We start from the raw sequence: 13,578 nt of genomic DNA, 5'->3' as shown, positions 1-13,578 counted from the left end.
CACCGTGCTCGCCCCGTGCACATGCCCCGGAAGGCCCGGTGGGCGGCCCGCCCACCAGATTAACCGATCGAAGGGTGACCCCTACAAGCACGCTGGCACACCCCTGCGAGCATTCATCCGGCGGGGTCCGCGCCCTGTGTGAGCGCCGCCACTGCGGAGGCCGCGAGGTCGTCCAGATACTCCGGGGGCAGCTCGCCCCGGACCACCGCGAGGCGCCAGTAGAGCGGGCCGACGATCAGGTCGAGGGCGCGGTCGGGGTCACTGCCGGGCGGCAGCTCGCCGCGTGCGACGGCGTCCCGGACCACCACGGCGGCGACGCCCTGCTGCGGGTCGAGCAGAGCGGCCTTGATGGCGTCGGAGATCTCCGGGTTCCTGGCCGCCTCGACCAGCAGGTCCGGGATGACCTGGGAGGCCAGCGGGTGGCGCAGGGCGTACGCGGCCAGTTCGAGGACCGCGCGCACATCCCCGTAAAGCGAGCCGGTGGCGGGGGCGGGCATGCCCTGCGCGGCGACGGCCGAGACCAGGTCCAGGACCAGGTGCAGCTTGGACTTCCAGCGCCGGTAGACGGCGGTCTTGCCGACGCCGGCCCGGCGGGCGATGCCCTCGATGGACATCCGGGCGAACCCGACCGCGGCGAGTTCCGCGAACACCGCGCTGCGGATGGCGTCGGTCACGTCCTCGCGCAGGACGGCGGCTCCCGCCGGGGCTCGGCGGCGGCTTCCGGGGTCGGTGGTCATGGCCGAATCATAGTCCGCGACGACGAAACGGTTGCGTTCCGACGTCGGTACGTCCTACCCTCGGCGTTGCGACGATACGGTCCCGTCCCGTCGCCGGGCGCGTCTTCCTCCGCCCGTACGCCGTGCCCCCGCCTGCCCGCCTCCCGTCGAAAGCGATCGTGGTGAGCCAGACAACAGCCCCGGCCCCGGTGGACAGCCCACCGCCCCTCTCCCCGCCCGTGTACGGCTCCGGCGAGCTCGCCGCGCTGGCCGCGCTCCACGGGCTGACCGTGAGCGGGGCGCGCCCCTCGCTGCCCGCGTACGTACGGGAGCTGTGGGGGCGGCGGCACTTCATCACGGCCTTCGCCACCGCCAAGCTCACCGCCCAGTACAGCCAGGCGAAGCTCGGCCAGATCTGGCAGATCATGACCCCGCTGCTCAACGCGACGGTCTACTACTTCATCTTCGGCATCCTGATGAAGACGAAGCACGGCGTGCCCGACTTCGTGCCGTTCCTGGTCACGGGCGTCTTCATCTGGACCTTCACCAGCTCCTCGATCACCGCGGGCACCCGTGCGATCAGCGGCAACATCGGCCTCGTACGGGCGCTGCACTTCCCGCGCGCCTCGCTGCCGATCGCGCTCGCCCTGCAACAGCTCCAGCAGCTGCTGTTCTCGCTGGGCGCGCTGGCCCTGATCCTGCTGGCCTTCGGGCAGTACCCGCAGCCGGCCTGGCTGCTCGCGGTGCCGGCCCTGGCCCTCCAGGCCGTGTTCAACACCGGCATCTCGATGGTCATGGCCCGCCTGGCCGCGCGCACCCCGGACATCGCCCAGCTCACCCCGTTCGTGCTGCGCACCTGGATGTACGCCTCGGGCGTGATGTGGAGCATGGACACGATGCTGCGCGGCGACCGGGTGCCGGACTGGGTGAAGCTGGCGCTCGAACTGAATCCGGCGGCCGTCTTCATCGATCTGGTGCGCTTCGCGCTCATCGACAGCTTCGGCGCGGACCAGCTGCCCCCGCACGTCTGGGCGGTCGCGGCCGGCTGGGCACTGGTGTGCGGCGCGGGCGGCTTCGTCTACTTCTGGAAGGCCGAGGAGAGTTACGGACGTGGCTGATTCCCTGATCCCGACCGTCGTCGTGGACGACGTCCACATCACGTACAAGGTCAACGGCGCCCGTACCGGGCGCGGCAGCGCCACCTCCGCGCTGAGCCGGATCACCTCGCGCCGGCAGGCCCCGGGGGTGCGCGAGGTGCACGCCGTCAGAGGCGTCAGCTTCGCCGCGTACAAGGGGGAGGCGATCGGGCTGATCGGCTCCAACGGCTCGGGCAAGTCCACCCTGCTGAAGGCCATCGCGGGCCTGCTCCCGGCGTCGAAGGGCCGCGTCCACACCCACGGCCAACCCTCGCTGCTCGGCGTCAACGCCGCGCTGATGGGCGACCTGACCGGCGAGCGCAACGTGGTGCTCGGCGGTCTCGCGATGGGCATGACGCGCGCGGAGGTCCGCGAGCGCTACGACGGGATCGTGGACTTCTCCGGCATCAACGAGAAGGGCGACTTCATCACCCTGCCGATGCGCACGTACTCCTCCGGCATGGGCGCCCGCCTCCGCTTCTCGATCGCCGCCGCGAAGAACCACGACGTCCTGCTGATAGACGAGGCCCTCTCCACGGGCGACGCCCGCTTCCAGCAACGCAGCAAGGCCCGCATCCTCGAACTACGCGAACAGGCCGGCACGGTGTTCCTGGTGAGCCACCACAACAAGTCCATCACCGAAACCTGCGACCGAGCGATCTGGCTGGAGTCGGGAACCCTCCGCATGGACGGCCCGGCGAAGGAAGTAATGAAGGAGTACGAAGCCTTCACGAAGAAGCGGTAGCCCTCAATCGCCGGGCAGGCTCAACGGAGCCCGCCCGGCCACACCCAGCCCGCCCGGCGATTGAGGGCATCTTTCAGCCCGTCCGGCCACACCCAGCCCGCCCGGCGATTGAGGGCATCTTTCAGCCCGTCCGGCGATTGAGGACAAAGGGGCGAGCGGCCACGAACCCGCAGCCGCCCACCCACCGCGGCGCAGCCTAGACGTGCGTACGAAGCAACGTCCGCATCGTCCGCATAGCCACAGACAAATTCGCCAGATCAAACGCATCCGACCCCTGGATCTCCTCCAGCGTCGACCGCGACCGAGCCAGAATCGCCGCGTTCTTCTCCTCCCACGCCTCGAACCGCTCCTGCGGCGACGACGCCCCGTTGCCCACGGCCAGCACATCGGCCGTCAGCGCCGCATGCGCCGCGTACAGGTCCTCGCGGATCGACGCCCGCGCCATCGACTGCCACCGGTCCGCCCGCGGCAGCTCGATGATCCGGTCCATCAGCTGCGTGATCCCCAGCCGGTCCGCGAGGTCGTAGTACACCTCGGCGACGGCCAGCGGCTCTTTGCCCGTACGGTCGGCGATCGCCACGACGTCGAGCGCGGGGAAGACGGAGGAGAACCCGGCGACGCGCTGCGCCAGCTCGTCCGGGACGCCCGCCTCGGTCAGCTCGTCCAGGATGCCCTGGTACCACTCCTGGTCGGCGCCCTTCAGCATCTTCGGCAGCGCCGCCCAGACCTGCTCGACACCGTCACGGAAGAAGTCGACCGTCTCGGAGATCTGCAGCGGCTGCGGCCGGTTGCCCAGCAGCCAGCGCGAGCCGCGCTCGACCAGCCGCCGCGAGTGCAGCCGGATCCGGGTCTGGACATCGGCGGCGACCTCGTTGTCGAGGGCTTCCACCGCGTCCCAGACCTCACCGAGCCCGAAGATCTCGCGGGCCGCGCACTGCGCGCGCACGATCTCCTCGATGGAGGCCCCGGTCTCCTCCCGCAACCGGTGCAGGAAGGTCGAACCACCGCTGTTGACGGTGTCGTTGACCAGCACCGTGGTGATGATCTCGCGCCGCAGCGCGTGCCCGTCGACCGCCTCGGCGTACCGCGTGCGCAGCTGCTCCGGGAAGTAGGCGTGCAGCAGCTTCTGGAGGTGCGGGTCGTCCGGCAGGCTGGTCCCGATCAGCTCCTGCGCCGCCGTGATCTTCGTGTAGGCGAGCAGCACGGCCAGCTCGGGCTGCGTCAGCCCCTTGCCGGCGTTCAGCAGCTCGCGGATCTGCCGGTCGCTGGGCAGGAACTCCAGCGCCCGGTCGAGGTATCCGTCGCGCCCGAGCCGCCGCATGAAGCGCTGCTGGGCGTGGAGCAGGGAGGGCGCCTGGGCGACCGAGTTGGCCAGGGCCGTGTTCTGCGCGTAGTTGTTGCGCAGCACCAGGTGCCCGATCTCGTCGGTCATCTCGGCGAGCAGCTTGTTGCGCTGCTTGACGGTCATGTCGCCGTCCCGCACCAGACCGTTGAGCAGGATCTTGATGTTGACCTCGTGGTCGGAGGTGTCCACCCCGGCGCTGTTGTCGATCGCGTCGGTGTTGATCCGGCCGCCGTCCCGGGCGAACTCGATGCGCCCGAGCTGGGTGGCACCGAGGTTGCCGCCCTCGCCGACGACCTTGGCGCGCAGGTCCGCGCCGTTGACGCGGATCGCGTCGTTGCCCTTGTCGCCGACGTCCGCGTTCGACTCGGCGGTGGACTTGATGTACGTGCCGATGCCGCCGTTCCATACGAGGTCGACGGGGGCCTTGAGGATTGCTTGCATCAGGTCGGCGGGCATCATCTTGGTGACCCCGGCCTCGATGCCCAGCGCCTCGCGCATATGGGCGTTGACGGGGATGGACTTGGCGCTGCGCGGGTGGACGCCGCCGCCCGCGGAGATCAGGTCCTTGTCGTAGTCGGCCCAGGAGCTGCGCGGCAGGTCGAACAGGCGGCGCCGCTCGGCGTAGGAGGTGGCCGCGTCCGGGTTCGGGTCGATGAAGATGTGCCGGTGGTCGAACGCGGCGACGAGCCTGATGTGCTCGGAGAGCAGCATGCCGTTGCCGAAGACGTCGCCGGACATGTCACCGACGCCGACGACGGTGAAGTCCTCGGTCTGGGTGTCGTGGCCGAGCTCGCGGAAGTGCCGCTTGACGGACTCCCAGGCGCCCCGGGCGGTGATGCCCATGCCCTTGTGGTCGTAACCGGCCGAACCGCCCGAGGCGAACGCGTCCCCGAGCCAGAAGCCGTACGCGACGGCGACCTCGTTGGCGATGTCGGAGAACTTCGCGGTGCCCTTGTCGGCGGCGACGACCAGGTACGTGTCGTCCTCGTCGTGCCGGACGACGTCCTTGGGCGGGACGACCTCGCCGGCCACCATGTTGTCGGTGATGTCGAGGAGCGCCGAGATGAAGGTGCGGTACGCGGCGATGCCCTCGGCCATCCAGGCGTCCCGGTCGGACGGGTCGGGCAGCTGCTTGGCGACGAAGCCGCCCTTCGCGCCGACCGGCACGATGACGGTGTTCTTCACCATCTGCGCCTTGACCAGTCCGAGGATCTCCGTACGGAAGTCCTCGCGCCGGTCCGACCAGCGCAGGCCACCGCGGGCGACCTTGCCGAAGCGCAGGTGGACGCCCTCCACGCGCGGCGAGTAGACCCAGATCTCGAACGCCGGGCGGGGCGCGGGCAGGTCCGGGATGGACTGCGGGTCGAACTTCATCGAGACGTACGCGTGCGGCTCGCCGTCGTCCGCGTGCTGGAAGAAGTTGGTGCGCAGGGTGGCCTTGATGACGGTGAGGAAGGAGCGCAGGATGCGGTCCTCGTCGAGCGAGGCGACCTGGTCGAGGGCCCCGTCGAGCTCTTCCAGGAGCCCGTCCGTCAGCTCCGTGCCCGCGCTCTGGCGGCCCGGCGACATCCGGGCCTCGAAGAGCGAGACGAGCAGCCGGGTGGTGTGGACGTTGTTCTGGAGGGTGGACTCCATGTAGTCCTGGCTGAACGTGGAACCGGCCTGGCGCAGGTACTTCGCGTAGGCGCGCAGCACCATGGCCTGGCGCCAGTCGAGCCCGGCGCTCAGCACCAGCGCGTTGAAGCCGTCGTTCTCCGCCTCGCCGGTCCACACGGCGGCGAAGGCGTCCTGGAACCGCTCGCGCGCCCCGTCGGCCAGGTAGCCGCCGTTGGCGGTGGCCCGCGGCATCCGCAGCCCGAAGTCGTAGATCCAGGCGTGCGTACGGTCGGCGCAGCGCAGCTCGTACGGGCGCTCGTCCACGACCTCGACGCCGAGCCGCTGGAGGGCCGGCAGCACGGCGGACAGGGAGACCTGCTCACCGGTGCGGTAGATCTTGAAGCGGCGCTCGCCGGGGGCGGCGCCGACCGGCTCGTAGAGGCTGAGCGAGAAGTCCCGCTCGTTCTCCTTGAGCGCTTCGAGGTGGACGAGGTCGGCGACGGCGGCGCGCGCCGAGTGGTCGGCCTTGTAGCCCTCGGGGAAGGAGTGCCCGTACTGGCGGAGCAGTTCGGCGGCGCGCTCCTCGCCGCACTCGGCGTTCAGCGCCTCCTGGAAGCCGTCCGCCCAGGAGCGGGCGGCCTCGACCAGGCGGGCCTCGATGCGGTCGGCCTCGGCGTCGGTGAGGCTGGGCAGCTCGCTGCCGGGCGCGACGCGGACGACGAAGTGCAGCCGGGAGAGGATCGACTCGGTGTTCCAGGCCGTGAAGTCGACGCTGGTGCCGTTCAGTTCCTCCTTGAGGATGTCGATCAGCCGCAGCCGCACACCGGTGGTGTAGCGGTCGCGCGGCAGGTAGACGATCGCGGAGTAGTAGCGGCCGTATTCGTCCTGGCGCAGGTAGAGGCGCAGCCGGCGCCGCTCCTGGAGGTAGAGCACCGAGGTGACGATCGAGCGCAGCTGGTCGACGGGGGTCTGGAACAGCTCGTCGCGGGGGTAGGTCTCCAGGATCTGGAGCAGGTCGCGGCCGTCGTGGCTGTTGGGCGTGAACCCGGCGCCCTCCAGCACCTCGGCGACCTTGCGGCGGATGACGGGGACCCGGCGCACGGACTCGGTGTAGGCGGCGGACGAGAAGAGGCCCAGGAAGCGGCGCTCACCGATGACGTTGCCGTCGGCGTCGAACTTCTTCACGCCGACGTAGTCGAGGTAGCTGGGGCGGTGCACGGTCGCCCGGCTGTTGGCCTTGGTCAGGACGAGGAGCTTGTGCTCACGGGCCTTGGCGCGGGCGTCGGCGGGCAGCCGGTCGAAGGACGGGCTGACGGGGTGCGCCTCGTCCTCGGTGTGGTGCGGGTCGGAGCGCAGGATGCCGAGTCCGGTGCCGGGGACGGCGGCCAGCGAGTCGGAGTCCCGCAGCTCGTACTCGCGGTAGCCGAGGAAGGTGAAGTGGTCGGCGGCGAGCCAGCGCAGCAGCTCCCGGGCCTCGTTGACCTCGTCGTCGGCGAGGTCGTCCAGCGGTTCGCCGGGCAGGTCGTCGGCGATACGGAGCGCCGCGCCCCGCATCTTCTCCCAGTCCTCGACGGTCTCCCGTACGTCGGACAGGACGCGCAGCAGGTCCAGCTGGATCTGCTTGAGGTCCTCGCGGTCGGTCTCGCGGTCGATCTCGACGTGGATCCAGGACTCCACGAGCGCGTCGTGCGGCAGGCCCGCCTTGGCGTCCTTGGGGCCCTTGCCGCCGTTCCGGCGGGTGCCGTCGGTCAGGACCTCGACCAGCTTGCCGGTGACGTCGCGGCGGACGACGACCTGCGGGTGGATCACGACGTGGATGCCGCGGCCCTGGCGGGAGAGCTCGTTGGTGACGGAGTCGACCAGGAACGGCATGTCGTCGGTGACGACCTCGACCACGGAGTGGCTGCACGTCCAGCCGTTCTCCTCGACGGTCGGGGTGTGCACCCGGACGTTCGCCTTGCCCTGGGGGCGCTCCTCGGCCAGCCGGTAATGCGAGGAGGCGGCGCCGAAGACGTCGATCGGGTCCCGGCCCTCGATGTCCTCGGGGGCGGTGTGCAGGTAGTAGCGCTGGAGGTAGGAGAGCAGGACGTCCTGGCGGGATTGCTCCTGCCCGGCCCCCGAGCCGTCGGCCCCGGCGGACGCGACGTGCACCCGGGGGGCACCGCCCGGCCCGCCGACACCACCGCCCGGGCTGTTGTCAGCTACCTTGGCGGCCCGTGCGAGCAGCTCGGCCTTGGCTTCGTCCAGCTTGGTCTGCATGTCCTCTGGCTCCTGTCGCGCGCCGTTGCGTGACGTAGGTGAAAAGGTCGGCGTAACGCCACGACGCGGGGTTTCCGGTCGGGGTCGACGCTATGCCGCGATGAGAGACCGCCGGGACCGTATCGGCCGTTTCCTGCGGCCGGTCCGGGCGGGAGGGATCAGCCGAGGCAGCCCGGGCACGGTGGCGCTCCGGGCGCGGGCCGGGGGCTTCGCTGCCCCCGAGGCATATCGCGCTGATCACGGGACCAGGCTATCTCGCCCGCACCGGTGACCGTCACGATCCGGATGTGTACAAAAGAAGGCCGCGAAATTTGACACTCTGGACAGCACGAACGCATGGACGAAAGCACTTCCGCGACCACCGGGCCGCCACCCGACGGACGTGCGACCGGCTACCGGGGCGCCGCTCGGCGGATGCGCGACCGACCGCCGGGGCGCCCCCGGCGGACGCGCGACCGGCTACCGGGTCAGCTGCTCGGCGAGCGCGATGGCCTCGGTGAGCGTGTCCACGACGGGCACACCGGCCTTCTCCAGGCTGGCACGGCTGTGCGAACCACCCGTGTAGAGAACGGCCCTGGCACCGGCGTGCGCGGCGGCCACGGCATCGTCGACCGCGTCACCTATGACGACCGTGCGCTGCGGGGATATCCCGTCCATGGCGGCGAGATGCCGCCGCATGTACTCCGACTTGCTGCCGCCGGACGGACCGGTGCGCCCGTCCACGCGGACGAAGTGCCGCTCGATGCCGAATCCGCGCACGACGGGGACCAGCTCCTCGTGCCGGTACATGCTCATGATCGACTGGCTGTGCCCGGTCAGCTGCCACCGGGCCAGCAGCTCGGCGGCCCCGGCGGTCAGCCCGCAGGCGTCGCGCTGCTCGGTGTAGTGGCGGTGGAAGACCCCGTCCATCCGCTCCCACTCGGCGTCGGTGGGGAGCCGCCCCATCAACCGCTCGTAGAACCGGGGTATCGGGATGCAGTACATCTCCCGGTACTGCTCGACGGTGATCGGCGCCAGGCCGACCTCGCCGAACGCGGCGTTGGTCGCGCCGACGACGGCGGTGTTGTCGTCGAGCAGTGTGCCGTTCCAGTCCCAGACCAGATGCGTGCGGTCGTGTTCCCCCGGTGCGATCCCCATGCCGGAAACGGTACTCGCCCCCACTGACAACGGCCCCGCCTACCCGATCAGACCGGGGATCTCCTGCACCCCGAACCACAGCAGCTCGTGGTCCTCGGCGCCGTCGACGGTGAACTGCGCGTCGTCGTCCCCGAGGTCCGCCGCCCCCAGCGCGGCCGCGGCGGCGGTGACGTCCTCGTCCGCGTCGTCGGAGTCGACGTGCACCGCGGCGGCCTTGGCCAGCGGGACGGCGGAGGCGATCGTGACCTCGCCGAGCGAGGAGGCGTCCAGGATGTGGTCCGGGTCGGCGACCGCGTCCCCGTCGGCCACGTCGACGGCGACGACGACGCGGCGCCGGGCGGCCTGCGGGTCCCCGGCGATCAGTCGCAGCGAGGCGGAGGCGGCCCGGTTGAGCGCCGCGTACTCCAGCTCCTCGATGTCGTCGGAGACGTACCACTCGCGCAGCGCCGGGGTGACGGCGTAGGCGGTGAGCGGACCGGGCCCCAGCTCACCGGCCCGGTGCGCGGCGGCGAGCGCGGCGAGGGTCAGGGGTACGTACACGCGCATGGGCTCGGCCGCTTTCGTAGTCGGAGACGCCCTCAGGATACGTGCGAGGTCCCCCTTTGGGGTTACGCGTACACCCCGGCCCCCGTCCACCTCACGCCGCCCACTCACCCTGCCCGCCCCGCCCGCAGCTCGCCCCACCACCCTGCCCACCACCCAGACAGGTGAATCCCACCGCACCCCACCCCCTCCCCCCGACACTTGCGACAAATCCGACTCCCCCGTAGAAGATCACCAACAGAAGTTACCGCCCGGTATATCCGGGCCTCTGGAGCACGGGGGCGACAGATGACCACGAACAGGACCCGGCCCGCAGGACGCCAGGACACCCGCAGGCCCGAAGCCGTACCCGCCCAGCGCCACCGCGTACCGAGGCGCATGCGCCCCCACCACTGGTTCGCGGAACGCCTGCTGGCGGTCCTGAGCGGCCAGCGCCCGGTCCACTGGATGCTGGGCCACACGATCGGCGACGCCTACGACCAACTGGCAGAACTGGCCCCCACGACACCTCTGCGCACCCGAGGCACCCGCCCGGTCATCCGCATGTGCCGAGGAGCCCAGCCGGCCCCCGGCGTGGTGGAGGCATGCGCGAGCATCGCCGCAGGCGAGGAAGTCCGAGCCATGGCCTTCCGCCTGGAACAGGGCCCAGACCTCCGCTGGCGCTGCGCGGCGGTGGAACTGGGCAACACCCCGATGCGGACAAGGTGAGCCGACGAGCCCGGCGCTCGCGAGGCCCGCCGGGGTGACGGGCCCCTTTGAGGGGCCTGGGGCCCCGCAAAAGGACCCGGTGCCCCAAGGGCCCAAGGGGCCGCCAGCAGGGCCGGGAAGCCCGTACAGAGCCGCACAGGCCCCGTACGGGCCCATAATCCAGCCCCGCCGCCCACCCAGCCCCACCGGCCATCCAGCCCCGCCGCCCACCCAGCCCCGCCGGCGCTTGAGGCGCGGGGCCCGGGGCAGAGCCCCGGTTTCGGGAAGGGGCGGGTAGGGGAAGCCCGCCGCAGGCACACCCACCCGCACCGCCCACCCCACCCCAAACACGGCTGGGCCGGACACCACCCGGTGCCCGGCCCAGCCACAACCACAACGTCAGCGCAAGCTACTTCTTACGCCGCCGCCCCCCAGAAGACTTCTGCGCCTTACGCCGCTCCGCCCGAGTAAGCCCATCCGACCCCGCTCCGGAGCCCCCCGACCCACCGTCCACATTCGCGAAGTCGCCCTCGACGACCCCGCCCTCCCCGTCAACCGTGGGAGCGGAGAAGTGCAGCCGATCCGGCCGCTGCGGAGCGTCCAGCCCCTTCGCCCGGATCTCCGGCCGCGAGGCCGGCACCGCGTCCTCCTTGGACAGCGAGGTCGCCGCGTCCTCGACCGGCACCTCCTCGACCTGCTGCTCGACCTGGACCTCCAGGTTGAACAGGTAGCCGACGGACTCCTCCTTGATGCCCTCCATCATGGCGTTGAACATGTCGAAGCCCTCGCGCTGGTACTCGACCAGCGGGTCCTTCTGCGCCATGGCCCGCAGGCCGATGCCCTCCTGGAGGTAGTCCATCTCGTAGAGGTGTTCACGCCACTTGCGGTCCAGGACCGACAGCACCACACGCCGCTCCAGCTCACGCATGATCTCGGAGCCGAGCGTCTTCTCCCGCTCGTCGTACTGCTCGTGGATGTCTTCCTTGACCGACTCGGCGATGAACTCCGCCGTGACCCCGGCCAGGTCCCCCGCGGTCTCCTCCAGCTCGGCGACGGTGACCTTCACCGGGTAGAGCTGCTTGAACGCGCCCCACAGCCGGTCGAGGTCCCACTCCTCGGCGAAGCCCTCCGCCGTCTCCTGGCGGATGTAGTCGTCGATCGTGTCGTCCATGAAGTGGCGGATCTGCTCCTGGAGGTCCTCGCCCTCCAGGACCCGGCGCCGCTCGCCGTAGATGACCTCACGCTGCCGGTTGAGCACCTCGTCGTACTTCAGGACGTTCTTACGCGTCTCGAAGTTCTGCTGCTCGACCTGCGACTGCGCCGACGCGATCGCCCGCGTCACCATCTTGTTCTCGATCGGCACGTCGTCCGGCACGTTGGCCATCGACATGACGCGCTCGACCATCTGCGCCTTGAACAGCCGCATCAGGTCGTCACCGAGCGACAGGTAGAAACGGGACTCGCCCGGGTCGCCCTGACGGCCGGAACGACCGCGCAGCTGGTTGTCGATGCGGCGCGACTCGTGCCGCTCGGTGCCCAGGACGTAGAGCCCGCCGAGCTCCTTGACCTCCTCGAACTCCGCCCGCACGGCCTCCTCGGCCTTCTCCAGCGCGGCGGGAAGCGCGGCCGCCCACTCCTCGACGTGCTCGACGGGGTCGAGGCCCCGCTGGCGCAGCTCGGCCTCGGCGAGGTCGTCCGGGTTGCCGCCGAGCTTGATGTCGGTGCCTCGTCCGGCCATGTTCGTCGCGACGGTCACCGCGCCCTTGCGGCCGGCCTGGGCGACGATCGTCGCCTCCCGGTCGTGCTGCTTGGCGTTGAGCACCTCGTGCTGGACGCCGCGCTTGGAGAGCTGCTGCGAGAGGTACTCGGACTTCTCGACGGAGGTGGTGCCGACCAGGATCGGCTGCCCCTTCTCGTGCTTCTCGGCGATGTCGTCCACGACCGCGGCGAACTTGGCCACCTCGGTGCGGTAGATGAGGTCGGACTGGTCGGCGCGCTGCATCGGCCGGTTTGTCGGGATCGGCACGACGCCCAGCTTGTAGATCTGGTGGAACTCGGCGGCCTCGGTCATCGCCGTACCGGTCATGCCGGAGAGCTTGCCGTAGAGGCGGAAGAAGTTCTGCAGGGTGATCGTGGCGAGCGTCTGGTTCTCGTCCTTGATGTCCACCCCCTCCTTCGCCTCGATCGCCTGGTGCATGCCCTCGTTGTAGCGGCGGCCGGCGAGGATACGGCCGGTGTGCTCGTCGACGATCATGACTTCGCCGTCGATGACGACGTAGTCCTTGTCCTTCTTGAAGAGTTCCTTGGCCTTGATGGCGTTGTTGAGGTACCCGACGAGGGGGGTGTTCACCGACTCGTACAGGTTCTCGATGCCGAGCCAGTCCTCGACCTTGGAGACACCGGACTCGTGGATCGCCACGGTCCGCTTCTTCTCGTCGACCTCGTAGTCGCCGGTCTCCTCGATGCCCTTGAGCGGGTTGCCCGCCTCACCCTTGGTGAGGCGCGTGACCAGCTTCGCGAAGTCGCCGTACCACTTGGTGGCCTGGTCGGCCGGGCCGGAGATGATCAGCGGGGTACGGGCCTCGTCCACCAGGATCGAGTCGACCTCGTCCACGATCGCGAAGTTGTGGCCGCGCTGGACCAGCTCGTCCTTCGACCACGCCATGTTGTCGCGGAGGTAGTCGAAGCCGAACTCGTTGTTCGTGCCGTACGTGATGTCGCAGGCGTACTGCTCGCGGCGCTGGGCCGGCGTCATGTTCGCGATGATGCAGCCGACGCTGAGGCCCAGGAACTTGTGGACCCGGCCCATCATCTCGGAGTCACGCGAGGCCAGGTAGTCGTTCACCGTGATCAGGTGGACGCCCTCGCCGGACAGGGCGTTCAGATACGCGGGCAGCGTGCCGACGAGGGTCTTGCCCTCACCGGTCTTCATCTCGGCCACATATCCGAGGTGCAGCGCGGCGCCGCCCATGATCTGGACGTCGTAGTGGCGCTGGCCGAGGACGCGCTTGGCCGCCTCGCGGACGGTGGCGAACGCCTCGGGAAGCAGGTCGTCCAGGCTCTCGCCGTCCGCGTACCGTTCCTTGTACTCGTCGGTGAGCGCCCGCAGCTCGGCGTCGGAGAGGTTGACGAAGTCCTCTTCGATGGAGCTGACCTGGTCCGCGATGCGGTGCAGTTTGCGCAGGATCTTGCCTTCGCCTGCACGCATGAGCTTGTTGAAGACGGACACTGAGGCTGGTCTCCTTGCCGGTCGGGCCTGGGCACTGGGTCGTGTGATGGACTCGGGCACGGGCACGGCAGGTGGGCCCCACCGCAACGGTCATCGTAAGCGAGGACCACGCCGCGCCGGGAGGGCTGCCACCGCGTTCTCCCCGCGGTGCCCTTCAGAGTCAACGGACGAAGGGCACCGAAGGT

The 13,578-nt window shown here is 70.1% G+C and carries 8 protein-coding genes; 3 read left to right on the top strand and 5 right to left on the bottom strand.

Annotated elements, in window-relative coordinates; genetic code table 11:
- Positions 1 to 113 precede the first annotated feature (113 nt).
- A complete protein-coding gene (locus tag ACIQZN_RS05055; RefSeq protein WP_403988502.1) occupies positions 114 to 737 on the bottom strand; it encodes a TetR/AcrR family transcriptional regulator in 624 nt (207 codons plus the stop codon).
- Positions 738 to 895: 158 nt separating this feature from the next.
- On the opposite strand from ACIQZN_RS05055, the gene ACIQZN_RS05050 reads away from it, so the two are divergent.
- Both ACIQZN_RS05050 and ACIQZN_RS05045 read left to right on the top strand, forming a co-directional pair.
- Complete coding sequence (locus ACIQZN_RS05050; protein WP_403988500.1) at positions 896 to 1,834, top strand: ABC transporter permease; 939 nt, start codon at positions 896 to 898, stop codon at positions 1,832 to 1,834.
- Positions 1,827 to 2,597, top strand: a complete 771-nt coding sequence (locus ACIQZN_RS05045; RefSeq protein WP_403988498.1) for an ABC transporter ATP-binding protein — start codon at positions 1,827 to 1,829, stop codon at positions 2,595 to 2,597. Before ACIQZN_RS05050 ends, ACIQZN_RS05045 begins: the two co-directional genes overlap by 8 nt.
- Before the next feature lie 196 nt (positions 2,598 to 2,793).
- Here ACIQZN_RS05045 and ACIQZN_RS05040 read toward each other — a convergent pair whose 3' ends face one another.
- The 3 genes from ACIQZN_RS05040 to ACIQZN_RS05030 form a co-directional block, all read right to left on the bottom strand.
- Entirely contained in the window at positions 2,794 to 7,797 is a 5,004-nt protein-coding gene (locus ACIQZN_RS05040) for an NAD-glutamate dehydrogenase (protein ID WP_403988496.1), read from the bottom strand.
- Between the two features lie 459 nt (positions 7,798 to 8,256).
- The gene (locus ACIQZN_RS05035) at positions 8,257 to 8,934 is read right to left on the bottom strand and encodes an HAD family hydrolase (RefSeq protein WP_403988494.1); all 678 of its coding nucleotides are present in this window, start codon (positions 8,932 to 8,934) and stop codon (positions 8,257 to 8,259) included.
- A 39-nt stretch (positions 8,935 to 8,973) separates the two neighbouring features.
- Positions 8,974 to 9,480: a DUF6912 family protein gene (locus ACIQZN_RS05030; RefSeq protein WP_403988492.1), complete on the bottom strand. Its 507-nt coding sequence runs from the start codon at positions 9,478 to 9,480 to the stop codon at positions 8,974 to 8,976.
- Between the two features lie 285 nt (positions 9,481 to 9,765).
- Between ACIQZN_RS05030 and ACIQZN_RS05025 the strand changes: the two genes are divergently transcribed.
- A complete protein-coding gene (locus tag ACIQZN_RS05025) occupies positions 9,766 to 10,185 on the top strand; it encodes an Rv3235 family protein (protein WP_403988490.1) in 420 nt (139 codons plus the stop codon).
- Positions 10,186 to 10,573: 388 nt separating this feature from the next.
- Here ACIQZN_RS05025 and secA read toward each other — a convergent pair whose 3' ends face one another.
- On the bottom strand, positions 10,574 to 13,393 hold the full coding sequence (secA, locus tag ACIQZN_RS05020) for a preprotein translocase subunit SecA (RefSeq protein ID WP_403988488.1): 2,820 nt from the start codon (positions 13,391 to 13,393) through the stop codon (positions 10,574 to 10,576).
- Positions 13,394 to 13,578 lie beyond the last annotated feature (185 nt).

The organism is Streptomyces sp. NPDC097595, from assembly GCF_044761525.1.
Classification (GTDB): Bacteria; Actinomycetota; Actinomycetes; order Streptomycetales; family Streptomycetaceae; genus Streptomyces; species Streptomyces drozdowiczii_A.
The sequence above is the reverse complement of the archived record's forward strand: the minus strand, read 5'-3'. Positions and strand labels throughout refer to the sequence as shown.

Coding starts and splice junctions, on each gene's coding strand:
- ACIQZN_RS05040 (WP_403988496.1), bottom strand. CDS start 7,797: ATGCAGACCAAGCTGGACGAAGCCAAGGCCGAGCTGCTCGCACGGGCC.
- ACIQZN_RS05025 (WP_403988490.1), top strand. CDS start 9,766: ATGACCACGAACAGGACCCGGCCCGCAGGACGCCAGGACACCCGCAGG.
- ACIQZN_RS05035 (WP_403988494.1), bottom strand. CDS start 8,934: ATGGGGATCGCACCGGGGGAACACGACCGCACGCATCTGGTCTGGGAC.
- ACIQZN_RS05055 (WP_403988502.1), bottom strand. CDS start 737: ATGACCACCGACCCCGGAAGCCGCCGCCGAGCCCCGGCGGGAGCCGCC.
- ACIQZN_RS05030 (WP_403988492.1), bottom strand. CDS start 9,480: ATGCGCGTGTACGTACCCCTGACCCTCGCCGCGCTCGCCGCCGCGCAC.